Origin of the sequence: Vibrio hepatarius (assembly GCF_043642085.1) — a bacterium.
Taxonomy (GTDB): Bacteria; Pseudomonadota; Gammaproteobacteria; order Enterobacterales; family Vibrionaceae; genus Vibrio; species Vibrio hepatarius_C.
This window is the reverse complement of the sequence record NZ_JBHZSA010000006.1, coordinates 102,701-128,337: the sequence shown is the minus strand read 5'-3', so window position 1 is coordinate 128,337 and position 25,637 is coordinate 102,701. Positions and strand designations below refer to the sequence as shown.

At 45.4% G+C, this 25,637-nt stretch carries 26 protein-coding genes; 3 read left to right on the top strand and 23 right to left on the bottom strand.

Annotated elements, in window-relative coordinates; genetic code table 11:
• Positions 1 to 57: 57 nt before the first annotated feature.
• From rnhB to rpsB, 15 genes are all read right to left on the bottom strand, one after another.
• Entirely contained in the window at positions 58 to 678 is a 621-nt protein-coding gene (gene rnhB, locus ACHUFZ_RS13655) for a ribonuclease HII (RefSeq protein ID WP_208733185.1), read from the bottom strand.
• Positions 675 to 1,817 (bottom strand): lipid-A-disaccharide synthase, encoded by a 1,143-nt coding sequence (gene lpxB / locus ACHUFZ_RS13650; RefSeq protein WP_394127591.1) that lies wholly within the window; start codon positions 1,815 to 1,817, stop codon positions 675 to 677. The genes rnhB and lpxB overlap by 4 nt, the downstream gene beginning before the upstream one ends.
• Before the next feature lie 91 nt (positions 1,818 to 1,908).
• Positions 1,909 to 2,697 carry an acyl-ACP--UDP-N-acetylglucosamine O-acyltransferase gene (gene lpxA / locus ACHUFZ_RS13645; RefSeq protein ID WP_394127590.1) on the bottom strand — a complete coding sequence of 263 codons (789 nt, stop codon included), beginning with the start codon at positions 2,695 to 2,697 and terminating at the stop codon, positions 1,909 to 1,911.
• A gap of 1 nt (position 2,698) precedes the next feature.
• Entirely contained in the window at positions 2,699 to 3,151 is a 453-nt protein-coding gene (gene fabZ / locus ACHUFZ_RS13640; protein ID WP_134836281.1) for a 3-hydroxyacyl-ACP dehydratase FabZ, read from the bottom strand.
• 147 nt (positions 3,152 to 3,298) lie between these two features.
• On the bottom strand, positions 3,299 to 4,330 hold the full coding sequence (gene lpxD, locus ACHUFZ_RS13635) for a UDP-3-O-(3-hydroxymyristoyl)glucosamine N-acyltransferase (RefSeq protein ID WP_394127589.1): 1,032 nt from the start codon (positions 4,328 to 4,330) through the stop codon (positions 3,299 to 3,301).
• 8 nt (positions 4,331 to 4,338) lie between these two features.
• Positions 4,339 to 4,848: an OmpH/Skp family outer membrane protein gene (locus ACHUFZ_RS13630; protein ID WP_134836283.1), complete on the bottom strand. Its 510-nt coding sequence runs from the start codon at positions 4,846 to 4,848 to the stop codon at positions 4,339 to 4,341.
• Between the two features lie 16 nt (positions 4,849 to 4,864).
• Entirely contained in the window at positions 4,865 to 7,273 is a 2,409-nt protein-coding gene (gene bamA / locus ACHUFZ_RS13625) for an outer membrane protein assembly factor BamA (RefSeq protein ID WP_134836284.1), read from the bottom strand.
• A 38-nt stretch (positions 7,274 to 7,311) separates the two neighbouring features.
• A complete protein-coding gene (rseP, locus tag ACHUFZ_RS13620) occupies positions 7,312 to 8,670 on the bottom strand; it encodes a sigma E protease regulator RseP (protein ID WP_394127588.1) in 1,359 nt (452 codons plus the stop codon).
• Positions 8,667 to 9,875, bottom strand: a complete 1,209-nt coding sequence (ispC, locus tag ACHUFZ_RS13615; RefSeq protein ID WP_394127587.1) for a 1-deoxy-D-xylulose-5-phosphate reductoisomerase — start codon at positions 9,873 to 9,875, stop codon at positions 8,667 to 8,669. Before ispC ends, rseP begins: the two co-directional genes overlap by 4 nt.
• A 42-nt stretch (positions 9,876 to 9,917) precedes the next feature.
• Positions 9,918 to 10,760, bottom strand: a complete 843-nt coding sequence (locus tag ACHUFZ_RS13610) for a phosphatidate cytidylyltransferase (protein WP_394127586.1) — start codon at positions 10,758 to 10,760, stop codon at positions 9,918 to 9,920.
• Positions 10,761 to 10,771: 11 nt separating this feature from the next.
• The gene (locus tag ACHUFZ_RS13605; RefSeq protein ID WP_394127585.1) at positions 10,772 to 11,527 is read right to left on the bottom strand and encodes an isoprenyl transferase; all 756 of its coding nucleotides are present in this window, start codon (positions 11,525 to 11,527) and stop codon (positions 10,772 to 10,774) included.
• Positions 11,528 to 11,623: 96 nt separating this feature from the next.
• Complete coding sequence (gene frr / locus ACHUFZ_RS13600) at positions 11,624 to 12,181, bottom strand: ribosome recycling factor (RefSeq protein ID WP_394127584.1); 558 nt, start codon at positions 12,179 to 12,181, stop codon at positions 11,624 to 11,626.
• Positions 12,182 to 12,283: 102 nt separating this feature from the next.
• On the bottom strand, positions 12,284 to 13,015 hold the full coding sequence (gene pyrH, locus ACHUFZ_RS13595) for a UMP kinase (RefSeq protein ID WP_394127583.1): 732 nt from the start codon (positions 13,013 to 13,015) through the stop codon (positions 12,284 to 12,286).
• 150 nt (positions 13,016 to 13,165) lie between these two features.
• Positions 13,166 to 14,008: a translation elongation factor Ts gene (gene tsf / locus ACHUFZ_RS13590; protein WP_134836290.1), complete on the bottom strand. Its 843-nt coding sequence runs from the start codon at positions 14,006 to 14,008 to the stop codon at positions 13,166 to 13,168.
• 131 nt (positions 14,009 to 14,139) lie between these two features.
• On the bottom strand, positions 14,140 to 14,868 hold the full coding sequence (gene rpsB, locus ACHUFZ_RS13585) for a 30S ribosomal protein S2 (protein WP_394127582.1): 729 nt from the start codon (positions 14,866 to 14,868) through the stop codon (positions 14,140 to 14,142).
• 360 nt (positions 14,869 to 15,228) lie between these two features.
• On the opposite strand from rpsB, the gene map reads away from it, so the two are divergent.
• The 3 genes from map to ACHUFZ_RS13570 all read left to right on the top strand — a co-directional run bounded on the left by map (position 15,229) and on the right by ACHUFZ_RS13570 (position 19,351).
• Positions 15,229 to 16,107: a type I methionyl aminopeptidase gene (gene map, locus ACHUFZ_RS13580; protein ID WP_394127581.1), complete on the top strand. Its 879-nt coding sequence runs from the start codon at positions 15,229 to 15,231 to the stop codon at positions 16,105 to 16,107.
• 102 nt (positions 16,108 to 16,209) lie between these two features.
• Positions 16,210 to 18,831 (top strand): bifunctional uridylyltransferase/uridylyl-removing protein GlnD, encoded by a 2,622-nt coding sequence (gene glnD, locus ACHUFZ_RS13575; protein ID WP_394127580.1) that lies wholly within the window; start codon positions 16,210 to 16,212, stop codon positions 18,829 to 18,831.
• Positions 18,832 to 18,967: 136 nt separating this feature from the next.
• Positions 18,968 to 19,351 carry a DUF3461 family protein gene (locus ACHUFZ_RS13570; RefSeq protein ID WP_134836294.1) on the top strand — a complete coding sequence of 128 codons (384 nt, stop codon included), beginning with the start codon at positions 18,968 to 18,970 and terminating at the stop codon, positions 19,349 to 19,351.
• A gap of 167 nt (positions 19,352 to 19,518) precedes the next feature.
• On the opposite strand, the gene pgpA is transcribed toward ACHUFZ_RS13570, so the two are convergent.
• From pgpA to nrdR, 8 genes are all read right to left on the bottom strand, one after another.
• Positions 19,519 to 20,025: a phosphatidylglycerophosphatase A gene (gene pgpA, locus ACHUFZ_RS13565; RefSeq protein ID WP_394127579.1), complete on the bottom strand. Its 507-nt coding sequence runs from the start codon at positions 20,023 to 20,025 to the stop codon at positions 19,519 to 19,521.
• A gap of 12 nt (positions 20,026 to 20,037) precedes the next feature.
• Positions 20,038 to 21,003 carry a thiamine-phosphate kinase gene (gene thiL, locus ACHUFZ_RS13560; protein WP_394127578.1) on the bottom strand — a complete coding sequence of 322 codons (966 nt, stop codon included), beginning with the start codon at positions 21,001 to 21,003 and terminating at the stop codon, positions 20,038 to 20,040.
• 77 nt (positions 21,004 to 21,080) lie between these two features.
• Positions 21,081 to 21,548, bottom strand: a complete 468-nt coding sequence (gene nusB / locus ACHUFZ_RS13555) for a transcription antitermination factor NusB (protein ID WP_004415273.1) — start codon at positions 21,546 to 21,548, stop codon at positions 21,081 to 21,083.
• Positions 21,548 to 22,018, bottom strand: a complete 471-nt coding sequence (gene ribH / locus ACHUFZ_RS13550; RefSeq protein ID WP_004415274.1) for a 6,7-dimethyl-8-ribityllumazine synthase — start codon at positions 22,016 to 22,018, stop codon at positions 21,548 to 21,550. The genes nusB and ribH overlap by 1 nt, the downstream gene beginning before the upstream one ends.
• Positions 22,019 to 22,189: 171 nt before the next feature.
• Entirely contained in the window at positions 22,190 to 23,299 is a 1,110-nt protein-coding gene (gene ribBA / locus ACHUFZ_RS13545; protein WP_394127577.1) for a bifunctional 3,4-dihydroxy-2-butanone-4-phosphate synthase/GTP cyclohydrolase II, read from the bottom strand.
• Positions 23,300 to 23,367: 68 nt separating this feature from the next.
• Positions 23,368 to 24,021, bottom strand: a complete 654-nt coding sequence (locus ACHUFZ_RS13540) for a riboflavin synthase (RefSeq protein ID WP_394127576.1) — start codon at positions 24,019 to 24,021, stop codon at positions 23,368 to 23,370.
• Between the two features lie 2 nt (positions 24,022 to 24,023).
• Complete coding sequence (gene ribD, locus ACHUFZ_RS13535; protein ID WP_394127575.1) at positions 24,024 to 25,130, bottom strand: bifunctional diaminohydroxyphosphoribosylaminopyrimidine deaminase/5-amino-6-(5-phosphoribosylamino)uracil reductase RibD; 1,107 nt, start codon at positions 25,128 to 25,130, stop codon at positions 24,024 to 24,026.
• Positions 25,131 to 25,142: 12 nt separating this feature from the next.
• The gene (gene nrdR / locus ACHUFZ_RS13530; RefSeq protein ID WP_038139576.1) at positions 25,143 to 25,592 is read right to left on the bottom strand and encodes a transcriptional regulator NrdR; all 450 of its coding nucleotides are present in this window, start codon (positions 25,590 to 25,592) and stop codon (positions 25,143 to 25,145) included.
• Between the last annotated feature and the right edge of the window lie 45 nt (positions 25,593 to 25,637).

The following is a 25,637-nucleotide window of genomic DNA, read 5'->3' as shown; positions in this document are numbered from 1 at the left end:
ATATTTGGGGTATTTTAAGTGAAAATTATCGACTTATATACCCCATCAAAGCGCTTTCTATTCAATCCCAAGCGCGCGCTTGACTGGTTTGAAGCTCTTGCGGTGCTGTTCGATGACGCCGTGCTTTTCAATGGCTTCAAAATGCGCCTTGGTTGGATAGCCTTTATGCTTAGCAAAACCAAACTCAGGATGCAGCTTATCGAGCTCTTCCATCTCTTGGTCACGGACAACTTTGGCAATGATCGACGCCGCACTAATCTCTGCAACACGTAAATCGCCTTTGACCACCGCTTGAGAATCCATAGGTAATTCTGGGCAGCGGTTGCCATCAATAAGGGCAAGATCAGGTTTAACACTCAAGCCATCGATAGCACGCTGCATTGCAACCATGGTCGCTTGCAAAATATTTAGCTGATCAATTTCTTCAGGAGAGCAACGCCCTACCGACCATGCCAGAGCTTTTTGCTTAATTTCTGGCAACAGCGCTAAGCGTTTTTTCTCGGATAACTTTTTAGAATCGTTCAAACCCTCAATCGGGTTATTCGGGTCTAAAATAACCGCGGCAGTGACAACATCGCCGACCAAAGGGCCACGGCCTACTTCATCCACACCTGCAACCAGTTGATAGCCTTGCGGGTACTCAAAAGGTGGAAGTTCTTGTTTCTCTTTTGCCATTATTCTTTACCAATTAGGTTGAGGACAGCTTTGGCAGCCTGAACATCCGCGTCTTTACGGATCAAGTGGTGCATTTCAGTAAATCGAGCAATCAGTTCCTCGTTATTACTGCCCAACATATCCTCAACAGCAGGTACTAAAAATTGTGGGTCGCACTCATCCAAAATGAACTCTTTGACTAACTCCTCTCCAGCCAAAATATTCGGCAGTGAGACGAATTCAGTAATCGCTAATTTCTGTACTAACCAGCCAGTGAATCGGTTGACCTTATAGCCAACAACCATAGGTCGTTTAAGCAGCATACACTCGAGCGCAACCGTACCAGAAGCAAGCAGTACAGCATCAGACGCGGTAATCACATTACGCGCGGTATCCTGAACAATGACGAAGTCTAGTTCAGGCGCAGTCTGTTGCCAGATTTCTTCAAACTGCTGTTTACGCTTGTCATTCACCGCCGCAACAACAAAGCCAATATCAGGAAACTTCTGCTTTATTTCTCGGCATGTTTCAATAAATGGCTGAGCGATTAAGCCCACCTCGCCGCCACGGCTGCCCGGCAATACCGCGAGCCATTGTTTGTCTTGCTCTAGATTAAGAAGCTCTCTCGCCTCTTGTTGATCTGGCACCAGTGGGATCGCATCCGCTAAGGTGTGACCAACAAACTCACACGCTACCTGATACTTGTCATAAAACGCTTTTTCAAAAGGTAGGAACGCAAGGACAAGGTCTGTTGCTGCATCAATTTTAAAGATACGCTTTGGTCGCCAAGCCCACACCGATGGACTCACATAATGGACGGTTTTAATGCCAGCTTTTTTCAGGTCGAGTTCAAGTCTCAAGTTAAAGTCTGGCGCATCGATACCGACAAATACATCCGGCGGGTTCTGGGTGAAGTACTTAACCAGTTCAGCTTTCACTTTCAGCAATCTTGGCAGCCTTCCCAGTACTTCGACGAGTCCCATTACCGCAAGCTCTTCCATATCAAACAGAGACTCACAGCCTTGGGCTATCATTTTTGGTCCACCGATACCGACGAACTCAGCGTTAGGGTACTTTTGTTTTATCGCTTTGATGAAACCTTCACCGAGAGTGTCTCCGGACAGTTCCCCGACGACAATACCAATTCGTAGTGGCTTTTCCATGGCTGAATGACCTACCTAATTTATTGCTTTAAAAAGTAAAAAAGACCGCAACCGTAAGATTGCGATCTTTTATGCAGCTTCACAAGTGTTATTAGCGAATAATACCGCGCTCAGAAATCTCTAGCATCTCCAGCATCGGTTTGATCGAATCAAACTCTTTCGCCATTTCAACTAGGCTAGCTTTTGCGTCTTCAAGCGTTTTACCTGAACGGTAAATTTCTTTGTATGCTTTCTGCAAAGCACGGATTTCTGGCTTCTCGAAACCATTACGCTTAAGGCCAACAAGGTTTAAGCCAAACGGTGTTGCATGGTTACCTTGTGCAAGCACGTAAGGAAGCACGTCTTGAACCACTGCAGAACAGCCACCTGTGTATGAGTAAGCACCGATATTACAGAATGGATGAATCGCAGAAAGCGCCATAACGCCCGCATAATCGCCAACGGTAACGTGACCACCAAGGATGGCATTGTTACCAATGTGAGTATGGTTACCAACAATCACATCATGGGCAATATGCGCATTAACACACAACAGGTTATCGTTGCCGATTACTGTAGTCGCTTTGTCTTGAGTTGTACCACGGTGGATTTGAACGGCTTCGCGGATAACGTTGCGATCACCGATAACAACTGTCGTCTCTTCACCGCCATATTTCTTATCTTGGTTCTCTTCACCAATTACGGCATTGGGAAAGATACGGTTGTCTTTACCAATCGTTGTATGACCTTTAATGACAACATGAGACATCACTTCAGTGCCTTCACCGACCTCAATCGTACCTGAGATGTAAGTGAATGGACCAACGGTCACATTGGCTGCAATTTTAACTTCACCTTCAATAACCGCTGAAGGGTGAATTTGAGCTGTTTCATGAATCATATTAAAACTCTCGACGAGCACATTTTAGTTCCGCAGAACATACCACTTCGCCGTCGACTTTTGCTATGCCTTTAAATGCAGCAATACCGCGACGCTCTTTAATAAATTCTACTTCAATCACTAGCTGATCGCCTGGAACAACTGGTTTGCGGAATTTCGCGCCATCAACGCTCGCAAAGTAGTACAGTTCATTTTCAGAAGGAGCACCAAATGATTTGAATGCCAATAAACCAGTCGCCTGAGCCATTGCTTCTAGGATAAGTACACCTGGAAATACAGGTAGCTGAGGGAAATGACCTGTAAACTGAGGTTCATTCACTGAAACGTTTTTGATCGCCGTTAGGTATTTCTCTTCTTGGAAATCAATTACGCGATCGATGAGCAAGAATGGGTAGCGATGTGGTAACAATTCCTGGATTTCAGTGATGTTCATCGTTTTCTGTTCAGTAGTCAAAGTCATATTCCTATTTTGAATGCTAAATTTGGTTGCTGGCAGGCATTATATACTCAAGTGAGCTTAAGGTGTAATCCCACCCGAAAATTGGTTGGCTATATAGACAAAAAGACTCGCGAAGTGCGAGCCTTTTAATCAGAAATGGAATTAAGATTCTTCTTTCTGCTCTAATTGCTTTTCAACAGCCTTTAGACGCTTATTCATCTCATCAATGCGATGAACGCGGGTTGCTGTTTTACGCCACTCTTTGTTTGGCTGTAGTGGAATACCAGAGGAGTACATACCTTTCTCTGAAATACCACGCATGACCATACCCATACCCGTGATGGTGACGCCATCAGTGATTTCGATATGACCATTGATTACAGTGCCGCCACCGATAATACAGTATTTACCGATAGTAGTGCTGCCTGCGATAATCGTACCACCAGCTATAGCTGTACCATATCCGATGTGTACGTTGTGGGCGATCTGCAACTGGTTATCTAAGATGACGTTATCTTCGATCACCGTATCATCCAATGCGCCGCGGTCAATCGTGGTACATGCACCGATCTCAACACGGTTACCAATGCGAACACGACCTAGTTGAGGAATTTTAACCCACTCACCTTTCTCGTTCGCATAACCAAAACCATCAGAACCAATCACTGTATTGGCTTGAATCAGACAGTCAGAGCCGATCTGTACTTCGTGGTAAACACTAACATTTGACCAAAGCTTTGAGTTTGAGCCGATCTTGGCATTTTTACCAACAAAACAGCCCGCACCAATTACCGCGTTATCACCCAGTTCAACACCAGATTCAATCACAGCGTTTGCACCAATCGAAACATCTTTACCAAGCTTCGCATCTTCTGCAATAAAAGCTGAAGGAGCAACAGTACTCGCAGGTGCTGGAGTGCTATCTAACGCTTGGGTCACTTTCGCAAATGCCACATAAGGGTCAGCAACAACCAGTACATTTCCACTGCACTGTTCACGCTGAGCCTCTTTGACCATCACTACAGTAGCCTGACATTGAGCTAAGTGCTTAGCATATTTAGGATTAGACAAGAAGGTTACATGCCCTTCTTGCGCTTTATCCATTGGCGCAACCATGGTGACAGTCGCTGCTGCATCACCATGTAGTTCGCCCCCGGTAATGGTTGCCAATTCGGCTAAAGAAAGTACTGTCATAGTTTTTATTATTTAAGTGATTTGATTACTTTTTCTGAAATGTTGTACTCAGGCTTACCGTACTGCATCGTTTGAATATCAACAACGATGTCGTAGCCTTCTTTCTTAGCAACTTTCGCTACTGCGTCTTGAATCACTTTAAACAGTTTTTGCTTCTCTTGCGCTTCACGACGAGCCGATGCTTGCTCTAATGCTTGAGCCTTGATCTTGTATTTGCTGTCTAGCTGACCAATCTCAATACGCAGCTTCTCAATCTCATCTTGACCTAGCAGTTCACCATCACGCTTTAGCTTTTCAATCTTTGTCTTAGCTTGCGCTTGGATTGCTTTTAGCTCATCCGCTTTATCTTTGAACTCTTCCTGCATCTTTTGCAGTACAACTTCACGTTGAGGAAGCGCTTGGAATACTTGAGCCGTGTTGACATAGCCGATCTTTTGCGCCGCTTCAGCTGCATTAGCAAAGAAAGAAGACGTCATTACAAGAAGGCTTAGACCAGCCGCTTTAATTGTTTTATTCACTTTATTTTCCTCTGTTTTAGAAGGTTCTGCCGATGGTGAAAGTGAAGAATTCTTCGTCATCACCTTCATAACTTTCAATAGGTTTAGCAATAGAGAAGACTAGAGGCCCCATTGGTGACATCCATTGCAATGCTGCACCGTAAGATGCACGGATGTTCATTGGGTCTGAGTAATCATCGTAGTATCGAGTATCAACACTTGGGTCATAAACGAATTCTGTATCCCAAACACTTGCCGCATCGACAAATACACTAGTACGAATTTGGTTACGAACTTCTTCCGAAGCAAATGGCGTTGGGACAATCAGTTCCAAACTCGCCAATGCAACTGCGTTACCACCTACCGAATCGTCAGTCGCTGAAACACAGCTTGCGCTGTTACAAGTTGCTGGGTTGCCGTTAGTGGTATAAACCGCCTTTGGACCCGCACTGTTTGAGCCGAAACCACGCAGGGTCGTAAAACCACCCGCATAGTAGTTCTCGTAGAATGGGAACAAGTTATCGTTACCATCTGTTTGGCCATAACCGTTACCGTAACCTAAACGACCACGCATCAATAGCGTAAATTCGTGCTTTTTGGTGATTGGTACGTACTGTCTAACGTCATACTGAACTTTAAAGTATTGAGCATCAGAACTTGGCACTGTCGCCTTAGCGAAAGCACGTTGGTAGTTACCAGCGGTAGGGAAATAACCACGGTTCAGGTTGTTCCGTGTCCATGATACGTTAACATCGAAGTCGTTTGTCAGGATATCGCCATTCTCTTGGCCAATACTCTGAGCAAATAACTGAGCTTGGTCATAAGTTGGTACATTACCAATCTTGTTGTGCGTATAACCCACACCAAACTCAAAACGGTTAAGCTCATCGAATGGGAAACCCCAAGTTAAACTCGCACCGTAACTTTCGTTGGTGTAGTCAACAATACCCGCTTCTGACGCTTCAAACTCGTTGTAGAAGATCTTACCGCCCATACTGACACCATCAAGGTTCCAGTAAGGGTCGCGGTAATCTAAGCTGATGTTCTTTTGGTAATCGTTCATCATCGCGTTAATACCAACGCGGTTACCGCTACCTACAAAGTTATCTTGCTGTAGACCCACTTGGAAGCTCACACCTGACTCAGTACCGTAACCAATACCGAAGTTAACGCTGCCTGAGTTGGCCTCTTTTACGTTGTACACCAAGTCAACTTGGTCAGTACTGCCCGGTACACGTACCGTCTGTACGTCTACCGTTTCAAAGAAGCCCAAGCGGTTTAGGCGGCTTTTTCCGGTCTCAATCGATTTTGAGTTAAGCCAGCTGCCTTCCATTTGGCGCATTTCACGACGCAGAACTTCATCTTTAGTCGAATTGTTACCCACAAAGCGAATATCACGTACGTAAATACGTTGACCAGCTTCGACGTTAACAACTAGTGATACGGTCTGGTTCTCATCATCAAACTCTGGAATGGTGCGTACTTGAGGGTATGCATAACCTGCTTCACCAAGTAGACGCTTAACATTCTCTTCTAGTCCTGTAACCGCCGAGCCGTTATAGGTTTCACCACTTTCAAATGGTACTAGGTTTTCGAATTCTGCTTCTTTGCCCAGTAGTTCACCGCGGAATTTCACATCACTTACACTGTATGGCTGGCCTTCATTTAGACCAAGAGTGATATAAACACCTTTTTTATCCGGTGAGATTGCCACTTGGGTAGAGTCAATCTGGAACTTAAGGTAACCACGATCTAGGTAGTATGACTTAAGTGCCTCGATATCACCCGCCAGTACCTGCTTCTGATACTTATCATCCGCAAGGAAGTTCCACCAAGCAACGTCGACATTAAGATCGAAACGGCTCAGTAGCTCTTCGTCTGTGTATTGGGTGTTACCAATGAAGTTGATCTGCTTAATCTTGGCAGACACGCCTTCAGTAAAGACAAACTTCAGGTCAGAACGGTTACGAGGTAAAGGTGTAACGACCGCTTTTACGCCGGCGTTGTACTTACCCACGCTGTAGTAAAAGTCTTCTAAGCCTTTTTCAATGGTTGAAAGCGTTGTGCGGTCAAGCGCTTCACCAACACGGATACCTGACGCATCCAAGTTCTGCTGAAGTTGCTCTTCTTTGATCGCTTTATTACCTGAGAATGAGATGCTCGCTATCGTTGGGCGCTCTTTAACTTGAACAACCAACACATCGTTATCACGCAGCACTTTGATGTCTTCAAAGTTACCGGTGGCGTATAGCGCGCGTATTGTCTCAGACACGTCTTGATTATCGACTGTATCGCCAACTCGTACTGGCATCTTCAGCAATGCTGCACCCAGTGCAACTCGCTGAAGGCCTTCAATTCTAATATCTTGAACTACGAAGTTCTCGGCACCGTTTGCACTGACACTGGTCGCCAATAAAGTTGCAAACAGAATATTTTTCATCGCCATATTTGTTTTTGTTATTCCTTAATTCAACCTTTGCTCAATTACAAACGAGCAAAATCATTGAAAATTGCCACTGCCATAAGAGAGAAGATAATTGCACCGCCAACGCGGTAACCCATTTCCTGAATTTTCTCAGGTACAGGGCGTCTTATTACAGCCTCAATAGCAAAAAACAATAAATGTCCGCCATCTAACATAGGCAGCGGTACAAGGTTAATAATCCCTAAGTTCACACTGATTAATGCAAGGAAACCTAAAAAGTAGACTAAGCCATAATCGGCAGTCATACCGGCCCCTTTTGCGATCGAAATAGGTCCACTTAAGTTATTCAATCCAACATCACCAACAATCAGCTTTTTGAGCATACTGATTGTCAGACTGATTACCTGACCTGTTTTCTCAACCGCCTTACCGACTGAATCAATTACACCAAATTGTAAGTCGAAGCGATAATTTTCTGGCCATTCTGCGACTTCAGGAGCGATTCCAGCAAAACCAATCACTCGCTTGTCTGCAAGTTCGCGGCTATCAGGAATCATGGTTAAACTAACGTTCTCTCCATTTCGCTCAATTTGCAGCTCAATCGATGTATTTGGATGCTGCTGAATCGCTTCAACAACTTGATCCCATTCACTGATTTTTTGTCCATCAAGGGAAACAAGTAAATCGCCAACCTCAAGTCCAGATTTCGCACCCGCGCCATCTTCTGACACTGCAGTCAGACGAGGTGTAATCGCAGGCGTAAAGGGAACAAAACCGAGCGTTGACATTGCAGACTCTTTCTCAGGGTCAAAGTTCCACTCAGTTAAATCAAAGTGCTTAACTTGCTCAACCCCAATACCATCAGCAGGTGCAACGGTCATGGTTAACTGGCGATCACCGATATGAGAGATAAGGCCCATATTAACCGATTCCCAATCCGCAGTTTTGACGCCAGAAACTGATTTTAGTTCCATTCCAGGTTCTAAACCTGCGTCAGCAGCAATCGAGTAAGGGGTAACTTCACCAACGACGGGCTTAACAGCCGGAACGCCGATTAAAAAAACTAGCCAGTAAGCAAAGATAGCAAAAAAGAAGTTAAAGGCAGGGCCTGCAGCAACAATGGCCGTTCGCTTCCATAGCGGTTTGCGATCAAAAGCGAACTCTTGTTCACCCTCAGTAAGGTCATCAACACGCCCATCGAGCATTTTGACATAACCGCCGAGTGGAATGATGGAAACACTATACTCCGTGCCATCCTTACCCACTTTGCTCCAAATGGATTTACCGAATCCAATGGAAAACTTTTCGACTTTGACACCACAGCGTCGCGCCACCCAAAAGTGGCCAAATTCGTGAACCGCTACGAGGATTCCTAGCGCAATTATAAAGGAAGCAAAGTTCCACAAAATACCTGTCATCGCTCAAGCCCACTTACGATTGTTACCGCCAATTCTCTTGCTATTCTATCGAGCTCTAAAATGCTTTCCAAGTCACTGCATTGCGACGAGCTGTAAGAACCAATGATATTGCTCGCTACTTGCTCATTAACCTTAGCGATATCAGTAAAACGAAGCTGTTTATTTAAAAATGCATCAACGGCAATTTCGTTAGCCGCATTCAGTGCCGTGGTCGCATGTTGACCTGCGTAACACGCATCTATCGCCAGCCTTAAGCACGGATAACGATTAAAGTCTGGTTCTAGGAAGGTAAGCTCTCCAACCTTAGTAAAATCAAGGGCAGGTACTCCAGCAGCAATACGCTCCGGATAGGAAAGCGTAAGAGCGATAGGCGTTGCCATATCTGGCTCTCCCATCTGTGCTATCACTGAGCCATCTTTATACTGAACCATAGAGTGAATGACTGACTGCGGATGAATCACAACCTTAAGCTGTTCACGCTGAGTATTGAACAGCCATTTAGCCTCAATATACTCAAGGCCTTTGTTCATCATGGTTGCAGAGTCGACCGAAATCTTCGGCCCCATCGACCAGTTAGGGTGCGCGATAGCTTGCTCCGGCGTCACATCATCAAGTGTGTTGATATCGCTGTACCGGAATGGACCGCCAGACCCAGTTAGCAAGATATGAGAGATACCATGACTATCAAGCTGGCAGTGGCCTAAGTTAGTTTGAATATCGCTAGGTAAACATTGGAAAATAGCATTATGTTCGCTATCAACAGGCAGCAATTCGGCGCCATGCTTGTTCACCGCATCGATAAACAACTGGCCAGACATAACTAATGCTTCTTTGTTCGCCAATAGCACGCGCTTACCTGCTTTGACAGCCGCCATTGTCGGTAGCAAACCTGCTGCCCCCACAATTGCAGCCATAACGGTATCGACCTCATCCATCGATGAGACGTCACACATCGCATCAACACCAGAAAGCACTTGTGTGGCTATTTTAAGTTCAGAGAGTTGAAGCTTTAGTTGTTTAGCAGCGTTGTCATCAGCCATCACAGCAAACTTAGGCTGCCATTTCTGACACAGTTCTCGCATTTTCGCTACGTTTTGCCCTGCGGCTAACGCAACCACTGAAAACTTCTCAGGATTTTGTTCGAGAACCTTAAACGTGCTTGCTCCAATCGAGCCTGTCGCACCTAGAATCGTTAACTTACGCATAGCGAAAAACCAAAGTATGGTAAGGGCAAGCCGAAGCTTGCCTTAAAATATGAAGTATAGGAAAGCAAAAACAGGAAATGCCGCTGTTAGGCTATCAATGCGGTCTAATACACCGCCATGACCTGGAATGATGTTGCTGCTGTCCTTAATGCCAGATACACGTTTAAACATGCTTTCAACTAAATCGCCTAGCACTGAGATCACTACAGTCACTAACGTAATCGCCACCATGGCAAAGGTGCTATCGAACTGGAGATTAAACCATTGCGCCGTTCCCCAGCCGACCAGGATTGCGGTAATAATGCCACCAACAAGGCCTTCAATGGTCTTATTCGGGCTAACATGGGGCGCCATTTTATGTTTGCCAAAACTCTTACCCGCAAAATAAGCGCCACTGTCCGCAGCCCAAACAATAAAGCAGACGTACAGAACTAACTTAGCACCATGGTATGGGTCGACATCCACGCCTTCTGCACGAAGCAGTAATACACTCCAAAAGAATGGCAATAAAGTGAGTATGCCAAAACTATGACGTAAAATATTTGAGTTCTGCCAGAATGACGAAGATTTCGGGTAAGTGATTGCTAGAGCGCTTGCTGCTAACCACCAAACAAAACCCACCGCCAAAATAGCGTAATGTGCATCGGAAATGAGATTCAGGCTTAAACTGTCAAATGGGATAAAAATCAGGCTCGCAGCACTGATCGCGACAGTCGGAATCAATGCCATAGTGCGTGACTTAGCATCAACAAATTGTGTCCACTCCCAATAACCAATGAGGGTAACAGCAGCAATAGCTGCCATAAACAGTGGTAGTGAAAGTTCAAATATCCCTAGAATCACCAAAGGAGCAAGGATAAGTGCGGTTATAATTCTTTGTTTCAAACTTGGATCCTTTATTCGCTGTCCATTAGCGCTTTGATTTGCTCACCTGTACAACCAAATCGACGTTCGCGGTTCACAAACCAAGTCACAGCTTCAATCAAGCTATTTTCATCAAACTCAGGCCAATAAACGGGAGTAAAATACAGCTCCGCATAGGCCATCTGCCACAACATAAAGTTGCTAATGCGGCATTCCCCACTGGTTCGAATCATCAAATCAACTTCAGGTAAATCTGCCATGGTTAGATGCTCAGTCATCAGCTCTTCGCTGATATCTTCCGCCTTCAATTCACCATTGGCAACCTTAGCTGAAATTGCTTTTGTCGCCTGCATAATGTCCCACTTACCGCCGTAGTTAGCCGCAATATTAATAACCATGCCGGTATTGGATTCCGTCAAAGACTCAGCTTGAGCGATCTTCTTTTGCAAGCGATCGTTGAAACGAGACTTATCACCGATTACACGTAGACGTAAGTTATTCTTATGAAGTTTTTTCACTTCTGTTGAAAGAACTGAAATAAACAGCTCCATCAGCACACCGACTTCTTCTTCAGGGCGACGCCAGTTTTCACTACTAAACGCAAATAGAGTGATAGCCTTGATGCCTAATTTTGCTGAAGTCGAAATTGCTTTACGTACCGCAGCAACACCATTTTTATGACCAAACACACGAGGTTTACCTTGTGCCTTAGCCCAGCGGCCATTGCCATCCATAATGATTGCGATATGTTTCGGGAGTAAATCAGGAGAGAGTTGTGAGTTATGCATAAAACATTGATAGATAATCAGCAGGAGAGAGAGATTAGCATAAAAAAACGCTGTGCTGCGAGCACAGCGCTATTTATATAGAAAGTTTATGGAGAATTAGACTTCCATCAACTCTTTTTCTTTTGCTGCTAACACTTCGTCTACCTGCTTAACTGCAGAGTCTGTTAGCTTTTGAATCTCATCTTGACCTTTACGATCTTCATCTTCAGAGATTTCTTTATCTTTCAGTAGTGCTTTCAGTTCACCGTTAGCATCACGACGGATGTTGCGGATAGCAACACGGCCACCTTCAGCTTCACCACGTACAATCTTAACTAGGTCTTTACGACGCTCTTCCGTTAGCGGTGGAAGTGGAACGCGGATGATAGTACCAGCCGACATTGGGTTTAGACCAAGGTCAGACATCATGATTGCTTTTTCAACTTTTTGCGTAAGCTCTTTGTCGAATACTGTGATTGCTAGTGTACGTGCATCTTCAGCTACAACGTTTGCCACTTGGTTTAGGGGCGTTGGAGCGCCGTAGTACTCTACAGAGATACCAGATAGTAGGCTTGGGTGCGCACGACCTGTACGTACTTTAGAAAGGTTATTCTTTAGCGCTTCTACGCTTTTTTCCATGCGCTCTTGAGCGTCTTGTTTGATTTCGTTAATCACAATATCACCTTAATGTGTAATTCTTTCTCGAAGAAAGCCTATGCGGGAGTCTTCAAAAGGCAATACCGTAGCATAAATCAATTTACGCTACGGTGATTGGAGTTACTCTGCGTCGCTGATTAGCGTGCCTTCTGCTTCACCCATTACCACGCGACGAAGTGCGCCTGGCTTATTCATATTGAATACGCGGATTGGCATTTTGTGGTCACGAGCCAATGTAAATGCTGCCAAATCCATCACTTTTAGCTCTTTTTCAAGAACTGCATTGAATGAAAGGCTATCATACAGCTCTGCGTCAGGGTTTGCTACTGGGTCAGCCGTAAATACGCCATCTACTTTTGTCGCTTTTAGAACTACGTCAGCTTCAATTTCAATACCACGCAAACATGCAGCAGAATCTGTAGTAAAGAACGGGTTACCAGTACCTGCAGAGAAAATCACCACACGGCCTTGGCGAAGTTCACGGATTGCGTCAGCCCAGTTGTAATCGTCACACACACCTTTAAGAGGAATTGCTGACATTACGCGAGCGTTTACGTATGCACGGTGAAGTGCATCACGCATTGCTAGGCCATTCATTACTGTTGCTAGCATACCCATATGGTCACCAACAACACGGTTCATACCCGCTTCTGCTAGACCTGCACCGCGGAATAGGTTACCACCACCGATAACCACACCAACTTGAACACCAAGTTCAATCAACTCTTTTACTTCTTGTGCCATGCGATCAAGAACCGCCGGATCAATGCCGAAACCATCTTCGCCTTGAAGAGCTTCACCACTCAGTTTTAACAGAATACGTTGATACGCTGGTTTAGGGTTCGTAGTCATGGAGTTTACCTTCCAAAAGAGAGTTGTTGATTAACAGTCATGGATGAAGACTTTAATAGTCTGCATTCATCACAGCTAAACGATTACTCGTTAGTCATAAAAAGACCGCAGCCTTGGCTACGGTCTAAATAGTATGCGAGTCTCTAAGGATTAACCTTTTTGAGCTGCAGCTACTTCTTCAGCGAAGCTCATTTCTTCAGCTTTCTCGATACCTTCACCTACTTCTAGGCGAACGAATGTAGCAACTGAAGCGCCTTTTTCTTTCAGCATTTCGCCTACAGATTTCTTAGGCTCCATGATGAACGCTTGACCAGTTAGAGAGATTTCGCCTGTGAATTTCTTCATACGGCCAACAACCATCTTCTCTGCGATCTCAGCAGGCTTGCCTTCGTTCATAGCGATTTCAACTTGAACTTCTTTCTCTTTAGCAACTACGTCAGCTGGTACGTCTTCTGGGTTAACGTACTCTGGCTTAGAAGCAGCAACGTGCATTGCAACGTGCTTAAGAGTTTCAGCGTCGCCTTCACCAGCAACAACTACACCGATCTTCTCGCCGTGACGGTAAGAAGCTAGAGCAGCGCCTTCAACGTATTGAACGCGACGGATGTTGATGTTCTCACCGATTTTAGCTACTAGAGCAACGCGAGTTTCTTCGAACTTAGCTTGTAGTTCTTCAACAGAAGCTTTAGAAGCTAGAGCTTCAGCTGCAACTTCGCCAGCGAATGCTGTGAAGTTACCATCTTTAGCAACAAAGTCAGTTTGGCAGTTAACTTCAAGAAGAACAGCAACACCGTTTTCTTCTTTAATGATGATTGCGCCTTCAGCAGCTACGTTACCTGCTTTTTTAGCAGCTTTAGCAGCGCCTGATTTACGCATGTTTTCGATTGCTAGTTCGATGTCAGCGTTTGCTTCAACAAGCGCTTTCTTACATTCCATCATACCTGCGCCAGTACGTTCGCGCAGTTCTTTAACTAGAGCAGCAGTAACAGCCATTCTAAATTCCTCAGTTGATTCTGGATTTGGTAAAAAACAGGGGCCTACATTTTCGGCCCCTGCTGATAACTATAACTCAGTTTATGCTACAACTAAGTTGCACATAGACCAAGTGTGACTAGGAGCCGCTATTATTCAGCTTCTACGAAACCGTCTTTTTCAGCAGCTACAGCTACGTCTTTGTTACGGCCTTCAGTTACTGAAGTTGCAACAGCGTTTAGGTATAGCTGTACCGCACGGATCGCATCGTCGTTACCTGGGATGATGTAGTCAACGCCGTCTGGGTTAGAGTTAGTATCTACTACAGCGTATACTGGAATACCTAGGTTGTTAGCTTCTTTAATCGCAATGTGTTCGTGATCAGCGTCGATTACGAATAGAGCGTCTGGTAGGCCGCCCATATCTTTGATACCACCAAGAGACTTCTCTAGCTTCTCCATTTCACGAGTGCGCATTAGAGCTTCTTTCTTAGTTAGCTTATCAAAAGTACCGTCTTGAGCTTGAGCTTCAAGTTCTTTTAGACGCTTGATTGACTGACGAACAGTTTTGTAGTTTGTAAGCATACCGCCTAACCAGCGGTTGTTTACGTAGTACTGGTTGCTTGCGATTGCAGCTTCTTTAACAGCTTCAGATGCAGCGCGCTTAGTACCAACGAATAGAACTTTACCTTTCTTCTCGCCAACTTTAGCTAGTTCAGCTAGAGCTTCGTTGAACATTGGTACAGTTTTTTCTAGGTTGATGATATGAACGCGGTTACGAGCACCAAAGATGAATGGCTTCATTTTTGGGTTCCAGTAACGAGTCTGGTGACCGAAGTGAACACCAGCTTTTAGCATATCGCGCATTGATACAGTTGCCATTTTAAAATCCTCTATGGGGTTAGGCCTCCACATCCCCCATAACTCCGACTAGGCTTCTGCCCAGCACCCCGGAATATGTGACGGAATGTGTGTGATTTAAAGATATAAGTTAGTTGGAAGTAATCGGCTTCGCCAGTTAACAGATTTAACCAGAGAGAACAGACCACATTTCCGGCGCGCTTTATACCATATTTTAGCCCTGCCTGGCTAGTAAAAAAACATTCAGCGCCATTTTTGACTTACAGTTAATCGAAGAGATGTTCCCTTCAGCCATGAAGAATAATTCTCATTATGTGGTGTTCCTGTTAGAATGCGCCCAATCGCACCAACGAGTGCAACTGAATAAAGTAGAGAAAACCGATGTCAATCAAGATTAAAACAGCTGAAGAAATCGAACGTATGCGACTAGCGGGCGCGTTGGCCGCTGAAATCCTAGAGATGATCGAACCTCACATCAAAGAGGGCGTAACAACGGATGAACTAAACCAAATCTGTCACGATTACGGCATCGAAAAAGGCGCTTATTCGGCTCCTCTTGATTACCACGGTTTCCCGAAATCAATCTGTACCTCAATCAACCACATCGTTTGTCACGGTATCCCGGCCTCTCAAGATGAAGTGGGTAGCAATGGTCAACTTAAACCAGCGGTACTGAAAGACGGTGACATCATTAACGTCGATATCACAGTGATCATTCCAAACGAGGAAGGGGCAGACCTAAGTGTTCGCCCAGAAGGTTACCACGGTGATACTTCTAAGATGTTCTTCGTTGGTGATGTATCCCCTGCTGATAAGCGCCTATGTATGGTCACTCAAGAAGCACTTTACGTGGGTATGCGTAAAGTGAAACCAGGCGCAACGGTTGGTGATATCGGTACCGCTATCGAGAAGTACATCAAAGAGAACAACAAAAAGAACCCTCGTAACAAGTTCTCTATTGTGAAGGACTTCTGTGGTCACGGTATCGGCAATGAGTTCCACGAAGAACCGCAAATTGTTCACTACAAAAACAATGATCGCCGCGTACTAAAAGAAGGTATGTGTTTTACGATTGAACCAATGATTAACGCTGGTAAGTTCGGTGTGACTGTTGATGCAGAAGATGACTGGACAGTTTACACAGGCGATGCGAAGAAATCGGCACAGTACGAGCATACTATTTTGGTGACAAAGACTGGGTGTGAAGTCATGACATTACGCAGCGACGACTCCATCCCGCGTATGATGAATAACGCTTAATCACAACGCTTTGAAAATATCCCCGCTTAGTCGGGGATATTTTTTTATCTGCTCTATTTTGATAGATTGGTATCTAATGGACCTTCTGCACGGATTTGCTGTATGCCCTTTCAATCTCCACTGACGTTTGACAATGACCAACTTTCTGTCGCTGATCTTAAAAATCAGTTAGAAAAATTTGCTCTCTATCAGAAGCAAGAGTTTCTCAATCACCACCCAGTGACCGACTTGGTTCTCGGGCGGGCGGAATATATCGATCTGCTCCTCAACCGTTTGTGGATTCATTTTGGCTTTTCAGCTTTACCAAACATCAGCCTAGTGGCAGTCGGTGGCTATGGGCGCGGTGAACTTCACCCGTTGTCAGACATTGATATCTTAGTCGTCTCAAGAAAGGCGTTACCAGAATCACTAGCAGGTAAAGTGAGTGAGTTTATTACGCTACTGTGGGATTTACGCTTAGAAGTCGGCCATGCGGTTCGCTCAGTTGAAGAGTGTGCGGAAATCGGCCGCGATGACTTAACCGTTGCCACCAACCTACAAGAAGCCAGACTATTATGTGGTTGTGAAGATACCTTCCATCAACTGCGCATGGTCATTCATTCCGAATCTTTCTGGCCAAGCGAGGTATTCTACAAGGCCAAGGTCCAAGAGCAGCGTAACCGTCATGCTCGCTTTCATGACACCACCTACAACTTAGAACCCGATATTAAGTCGACCCCTGGCGGGCTGAGAGATATCCACACTTTAAGTTGGGTCGCGCGCCGCCACTTTGGAGCCACATCTCTGCTGGAAATGAGCCGCTACGGTTTTTTGACTGATGCAGAATATCGAGAACTGGTCGAATGTCAGGACTTTTTATGGCGAGTTCGCTTTTCCCTGCACATTGAACTGAAACGCTACGACAATCGGCTTACTTTTGCTCACCAAGCTCAAGTGGCCGAAAACCTGGGCTATAGCGGCGAAGGCAATCGTGGCGTAGAAATGATGATGAAGGAGTTCTACCGCACGCTGCGCCGTGTGGCAGAGTTGAATAAAATGCTACTCAAACTGTTTGATCAGGCGATTCTAAACAACGGTATTGAAGCAGAGCCGCAAATACTGAGTGATGATTTCCAACGCCGTGGTCACTTAATCGAGGCACGTAAACCAGCGCTGTTCCAAGCAAGGCCTGAGACGATTTTGGATATGTTTTTGCACATCGCCAACGACTCAACCATCGAAGGTGTGGCTCCGCCAACGCTGCGCCAACTTAGAACCGCGCGCAGAAGACTTAATAAGTTCCTCCATACCATCCCAGAAGCGCGTGAAAAGTTCATGGATCTCTGCCGTCACCCTAATGCACTGCATAAAGCGTTTAGTCTGATGCACAAATTAGGCGTTTTGGCGGCCTACCTGCCTCAGTGGAGTCAGATAGTTGGTCAGATGCAATTCGACCTGTTTCATGTCTACACGGTTGATGAACACAGTGTACGACTGCTCAAACATATCAACACGTTCAGCTACGCGAAAAACCATGATAAACACCCAATCTGCTGCGAAGTGTATCCACGTATCCAGAAAAAAGAACTGCTAATCATAGCGGCGATTTTCCATGATATCGGTAAAGGCCGCGGTGGTGACCACTCAGTGATTGGCGAAGGGGAAGCTTATTCGTTCTGCATTGAGCATGGGTTATCAAAACCAGAAGCCAAGCTGGTATCTTGGCTGGTGCGCAATCACCTGTTGATGTCAGTCACCGCCCAGCGCCGTGATATATACGATCCGGAAGTGATCACCGAGTTCGCGAAGCAGGTACGAGATGAAGAGTACCTTGAATACTTAGTCTGCCTCACGGTCGCTGATATCTGTGCAACAAACCCAGAGCTTTGGAACAGTTGGAAACGTACCTTACTCGCTGAATTGTTCTATTCAACTCAACGAGCACTGCGCCGCGGGTTAGAGAATCCGGTCGATGTTCGCGAGCGCATTCGCCACAATCAACAACTCGCCTCAGCTCTGCTACGTAAAGAGGGCTTCAGCGCACGTGAAATAGAGGTACTGTGGCAACGCTTTAAAGCGGATTACTTCCTACGCCATAGCCATAAGCAGATCGCATGGCACTGCATGCACTTGTTACGTCATGAAGATCACTCTCAGCCGCAGATCCTAATTTCCAAGAAAGCGACCAGAGGCGGTACTGAAGTGTTTGTCTATAGCAAAGACCAACATGCCCTATTCGCTTCTGTGGTAGCAGAACTGGATAGACGCAACTTCAACGTCCACGACGCACAGGTTATGACCAGTAAAGACGGCTACGTGCTCGATACCTTTATGGTGCTCGACCAAAACGGAGAAGCCATCGAAGAGTCACGCCATAAAGCCGTAACCAAACACCTTGCGCATGTTTTGGCTGATGGGCGTCCAACCAAGATTAAGCGACGTCGAACTCCACGAAACTTGCAGCACTTTAAGGTAAAAACCACCGTTGACTTCTTACCGACGAAAAGTAAAAAACGCACACTGTTAGAGTTTGTTGCCTTGGATACACCCGGACTACTGGCAACGGTTGGTGCGACTTTCGCCGATCAAGGCGTGAATCTTCATGCAGCGAAGATCACCACAATTGGTGAACGAGCGGAGGATTTGTTTATCATCACTAGCCCATCTGGGGGCAGACTGACTGAAGAAGAGCAAGCGGAATTGCGCGAGAAACTGCGAGAAAACATTGCGGAATTAGCCCCTTAAGCGATCTCAGCCACAAGTTGTTAACTTGGTTAAAAAAGCGCTATCTACCACGATCATAGGCTGCTACATTATTAATTGAATTATTCATTTTCTGTATAACACAGGAATAAACACTTCAACACAATAGAGGTAGCCTATGTATCCACACCTCACAGGTTTAGGTATTCAAGATCCTAAGCAAATTGAGCGCTATTCCCTTCGCCAAGAAGCGCACAAGGATGTGTTAAAAATCTATTTTCGTAAGCAAAAAGGTGAGTTGTTTGCGAAAAGCGTTAAGTTCAAATACCCGCGCCAAGTAAAGAATGTCTTGGTTGATAGTGGTAGTCACAAGTACCGTGAAGTAACTGAAATCAATCGTAACCTGACTCTGGTCATCGATGAACTGAATAAGTTAACTAAGCCAGAGAAAGTCGAAGAAGTCGATGTAAAACAGAAAATACTCTCTGATTTGCGTCACTTAGAGAAAGTGGTTTCAAGTAAGATCGCAGAGATCGAAGCGGATCTAGAGAAACTGAAATAATAAGTTTTAATAGACTCAGGGGTTGGTACTTAGTACCAGCCCCTTTTTTGCGCGTCCTACCTGAGAGTGAGGGACGAACGAGTTGGGGATCTCTCAAACCGAATAGCAAACTACAAGAGATTCCTTACTCTCTCATTCTTCGCTCTAAGGAATGACAGAGGATTTGCTTAAACCAACCAGCCTGCGTATTTACCGACAAAATACAGCGCGACACCCGCCATAGCACCAGCGACGATATCATCAACCATAATACCTAAGCCACCATGAACACGCTTATCTAGCCAGCCAATCGGCCATGGCTTAACCATGTCGAAGAAACGGAACAAGACAAATCCTGTCACTAGCCATTTCCAATCCGTTGCCGACAAATTAAATAGCGGCACCACCAGCATGGTAATCCAAAAGCCTGCAAACTCATCCCATACAATCGAACCATGATCATGCACACCCATATCATCAGATGTCACCTGACAAATTTTAATACCAATCACGCACGAGATGAGCACCGCGACGATATAAAGCGGCAGTGGTAATTGAACCAACAGTAAATAGAAAGGGACGGCGGCTAGTGTGCCCATGGTACCCGGTACGATAGGTGATAAACCGCTACCAAAGCCAGTCGCTAGCAAGTGCCATGGATTTTTCAAAGAGATAAGTGCAAGAGGATTTGTCATAACTATCGTATTCTATTTAAAGTGATCGTAACCGCTGAGAGACCAATCGATCGCTTGGCCATTACAATGCAGCTCAAAGGTACCTTGCGGACGAATTTGACCAATACAGGTGACCTTAGCGCCACAATGGGCCAAAGCACTTTCAATCGACCCTTTGTTTTGCTCTGGCACAGTAAAGCAGAGTTCATACTCTTCACCGCTAGAGAGAGCATATTGCTGGGCCGCCGAAGGAGTCCCTACAAATTGAAGTAACTCATTAGAAACAGGAAGAGTGGCAACGTCAATACTCACACCGACATTTGAGCGTTTCAAAATGTGTTTTATATCTGAAATGACGCCATCAGAGATATCAATCGCTGAACTGGCTAAGTTCAGCAGCGCTTGTCCCGCTAATACTCTTGGCGTAGAAAGGTAGTGTCGTTTCTCAAGCTCTTCAGCACATGGCTTAGTATGCAATTCAGGGTTAAGAATAACATCTAATCCTGCTTTACTGTCACCGAGGTTCCCTGTCACATAGACCCAGTCCCCAACTTTCGCGCCATCTCGGCGTAGTGCTTTGTCAGGGTCAACCAAGCCTTGTACCGTTAAAGTGAGGCTTAATGGCCCTTTGGTAGTATCGCCGCCAATTAACTGGATATCGAAGTAATCAGCTAACTCAAAGAAAGCATCACAGAATGGCGCTAACCATTCTTCATCAGGGCTTGGCATCGTCAATGCGAAAGAGACCCATGCCGGTGTCGCTCCCATAGCCGCCAGATCGCTGATATTTGACGCCAAGGCTTTGTGCGCCACCCAAGCAGGGTTAGCCTCTGCAAGAAAGTGGGTACCCGCCACTAAGGTGTCAGTGCTAATCGCGATCGACAACCCCTCTGGCGCTTTTACTAACGCGCAATCATCACCCGCAGCAAGAAGCACATCTTTGCGCTGCTTCTGACGACCAACAAAATATTTTTCGATTAAGTTAAATTCACCGGACATACGAAATCTATGAATGATTAAAAGTAACAAGCATAAAAAAGGTCAGCGTTTGCTGACCTTTTAGTAATCTTAATTGATTATTTCTTACGTACGTGTGGCGCGGCTTTATCAAGCACACCATTGACGAACTTATGGCTTTCTTCTGCTGCGAACACTTTTGCAAGTTCGATCGCTTCGTTGATTACCACTTTGTAAGGGACATCTTCACGACGAGTCATTTCATACATAGCAAGACGAAGCAATGCTAGCTCCATCATATCCAAATCTTGCATAGGACGTGCTGTGTATGGACGAATCTTACTATCTAGCTCTGTGTGACTTAGCACAACACCTGTTAGTAGGTCACGGAAGTATGCAACGTCTGTGTCTGGAGCAGAAAGTGCCGGCTCAGAAGCATGATGTTCTTCTTCATCATACTTACCACCTGACAAAAATTGCTCCTCGATGGTAGCAACATTTTCTTTAGTAATTTGCCAAGAGTAGATCGCTTGTAGAGCGAATCGACGTGCATTACGACGTGCGGCTGGTTTCACACTGGCCCCCATTAGGAATCGATTTCTGAAAGAACGTTAATCATCTCAAGTGCGCTTAGTGCAGCCTCTGCACCTTTATTACCAGCCTTGGTTCCTGCGCGCTCAATTGCTTGGTCAATTGTATCAACGGTAAGTACGCCGAATGCAACTGGAAGAGAGTATTCCAGAGACACTTGCGCAAGACCTTTGTTACATTCACTACAAACATAGTCAAAGTGTGGTGTACCACCACGGATTACCGTACCTAGTGATACGATTGCATCAAATTTGCCTGTTTTAGCAACACGCTGAGCAACAAGCGGAAGTTCAACTGCACCAGGGCAACGAACTACAGTGATGTTGTCTTCGCTTACTTGGCCGTGACGCTTTAAAGTATCGATTGCACCAGACAATAGACTTTCGTTAATAAAACTGTTGAAACGAGAAATAACGATAGCAATTTTTGCGTTTGGCGCTGGGAAGCCACCCTCGATCACTTTCATAAGCCTTCCTTTAACTATGTTCATCAAGTGAGAATCGACGGATTCTAGCACAAATCTGTGAGCAATATCTAATAGAAATTTAACAGAAGTGACACTACAGAGGTAAACCCTCTTTCCAGCTTTTAAGTGCACCTTGATGTTAACCAAGGCGCTTTAACCAAGAGTTAGTGTTTAATCACACACATACTCAACAACGTTCAATCCAAAGCCACCGAGAGCATGGTATTTCTTGCTGGCAGAAGAGAGCAAACGCATATCGTGTACACCAAGATCAGCGAGAATCTGTGAACCGACACCTACGCGGCGAGATGTGCCCTGTTTTTTAGCAAGTGTTGGCGCTTGGCCTTTATCTTGCGCTTCAAACATTTTCACGCGATGGATCAGTAAATCGGTTGACTCTTCATTACCCAAGATAACCAAAACACCACCTTCACTACCAATGCGCTTCATCGCCGCATCCAGTGTCCAACTACGCTCAGCATTGCGGTCACTGTGGAGAAGATCGGTAAAAGTATCTTGCAGGTGAACACGTACGAGTGGCGCTTCGGCCGTGAGATCGCCTTTACACAAGGCATAATGGATTTGGTTGTCGATAACATCGCGGTATGTCACCAAATCGAAATCACCAAATTCAGTTGGCAACTTACACTCTGCAACGCGCTCAATGGTTGTTTCGGTGTTATTGCGGTATTCGATAAGGTCAGCGATCGTGCCTAGTTTCAAGCCATGTTTTTCAGCAAAGATTTCTAGGTCTGGACGACGTGCCATTGTGCCGTCGTCATTTAGAATCTCAACAATAACACCTGACGGTTCGTGACCCGCTAAACGCGCTAAATCACAGCCCGCTTCCGTATGGCCAGCACGAGTTAGAACGCCACCTTCTTGCGCCGCAAGAGGGAAGATATGACCTGGCTGAACTAGATCTGCCGCTTTTGCCTCTTTCGCTACTGCCGCTTGTACTGTACGCGCACGGTCAGCCGCTGAAATACCCGTAGTCACACCTTCAGCAGCTTCGATAGAAACGGTAAAGTTAGTCGTGTACTGGGCATTGTTGTCTTGAACCATTGGCGGTAAGCCTAAGCGTTCACAACGCTCTTTGGTCATTGTCAGACAGATTAAGCCACGACCATGAGTTGCCATAAAGTTGATCGCTTCTGGCGTGATCATCTCAGCCGACATAATCAGATCGCCTTCATTTTCACGATCTTCATCATCCATCAGGATGACCATTTTACCTAGGCGAATATCTTCAATAATTTCTTGAGGCGTACTAATTGGCATTTTGGTATTCCTATCTTAAGGCATCGAGCGAGTAAGGCGTCGCCGCTAATGTTTGTATAATTCTTGGTTTATGCAAAACCGTTCTGCTGCAAAAAGTCCATCGTAATGCGCGATTCAGGCTGCTGCTCGCGTTGACTAGTCAATAAACGTTCCATATAACGCGCCAGTACATCGACTTCTAGGTTCACTTTACGGCCAACGTGAAAGTCAGCAATAGTGGTCTCTTCACCGGTATGAGGAACGATGGTCAGTTTAAACGCGTTCTTACGCAGATCGTTCACTGTTAGGCTAATACCATCAACCGTAATCGAGCCTTTTTCGGCAACGTATTTGGCAATTTCTTCAGGCATTGAAACCCAAAACTCGATAGCACGACCGACCATATTACGCTCAGCGATTTCACCGACACCATCAACGTGACCAGAAACAATATGACCACCAAAACGCGTAGTCGGCAGCATTGCTTTCTCTAGGTTAACCTTGTCACCGGCTTGGTAATCAGTAAAACCTGTTTTTTGCAACGTTTCGAGAGATAAATCCGCTGTGTAGCTGGTTGAGCTGAAGTCCACTACGGTTAAGCAAACTCCGTTGGTCGCAATGCTGTCACCGAGTTTAACGTCGGACATATCCAGTTTGCCAACTTCCACTGTGACACTAATATCTTCGCCTTTTGGCGTGATTGCAGTTAGGGTACCTACTGCTTCAACAATACCTGTAAACATGATTACGACTCTTTATTCTTTAAGGTGGCAGTAATACGAATATCTTGACCGACCTGTCTTACATCTTTGACATTGAGATCGATTGTCTCTGCCATTGACTCTAAACCTAACGCACCGAGTAACCCTCTACCATCGCTACCCATGATTTTCGGGGCTAGATAGAGGATAAGCTCATCAACGAGATTCGCTTTGATAAGACTGCTCGCAAGCGTCGCGCCAGCCTCCACCCATAGGTGATTAATATGGTGCTGTTTTGCTAATGCAGAAAATGTGGCTGCAAGATCGATCAATTGCTCATCATTGAGTATAGGTTCGAGATCTTGACCTTCTGCGACAATAATTCGCTCGCCCTCAGTATTCATTAACTTGAGATCTGAGCTCAGCTGACGGCTTCTATCTAAAATCACTCTAACTGGTTGGCGAAGCTCTTGCTGTGAGTACGCCTCTTGTAGTGATAGAGGAAGATCATCCCAGCGCACGTTCAATGAAGCATTATCTTCAATCACAGTTTTGCTGGTTGATAAGATCGCTCCACTCTTGGCGCGATATTTTTGCACGTCTTGTCTTGCTTGTGGTGAGGTAATCCACTGGCTTTGACCATTAGCCAACGCTGTTTGACCATCAATACTTGCTGCCATTTTTAGCTGAACAAAAGGCATCCCAGTTTTCATCTGTTTAATGAAAGCGGGATTGAGTGATTCTGCTTGTTGCTCAAGTAAACCAACTTCAACCTCAATGCCAGCATCACGCAACATTTGAATGCCACGCCCAGCGACTTTGGGATTAGGGTCTTGCATTGCACAAATGACTTTCGCCACTTTGGCTTTAATTAAGCCCTCTGCACAAGGAGGTGTGCGTCCATAGTGGGAACAAGGCTCTAATGTAACGTAAGCCGTGGCGCCAACCGCGTTTTCACCAGCCATACGTAATGCATGTACTTCAGCGTGCGGCTCGCCAGCGCGGTAGTGAAATCCTTCACCGACAACCTCATCACCTTGAACGATCACACAACCGACATTTGGGTTAGGAGCCGTGGTATAGATGCCGCCTTTTGCTAACTCAATAGCACGCGACATCATAGTAAAATCTTGGGGGGTAAATAGTGGCATTGATACTAACCGTTAGTCTTCTAAACGAGCGATCTCTTCGCCAAACTCGCGAATATCTTCAAAACTACGGTAGACAGAGGCAAAGCGAATATACGCAACTTTATCGAGCTCTTTAAGCTGATCCATCACTAAGTTACCGATCATTTCACTTGGCACTTCTCGCTCACCCGTTGCTCGAAGCTGAGATTTAATTAGGCTGATCGACACATCGACTGCATCGGCACTAACTGGACGCTTTTCTAATGCACGCTGAAGACCACCTACCATTTTGTCTTCGTTAAATGGTTCGCGGTTGCCGTTAGATTTAATCACTCTTGGCATCACCAACTCAGCTGTTTCAAAAGTAGTAAAACGCTCACTACACGCTAGACATTGACGACGACGTCGCACTTGATGGCCATCAGCAACCAAACGAGAATCAATTACTTTAGTATCGTTCTCAGAACAAAAAGGACAATGCATATCACCTCCATATAAGTGAAAGCTAGTGTAGCGGATTTGCTTCAG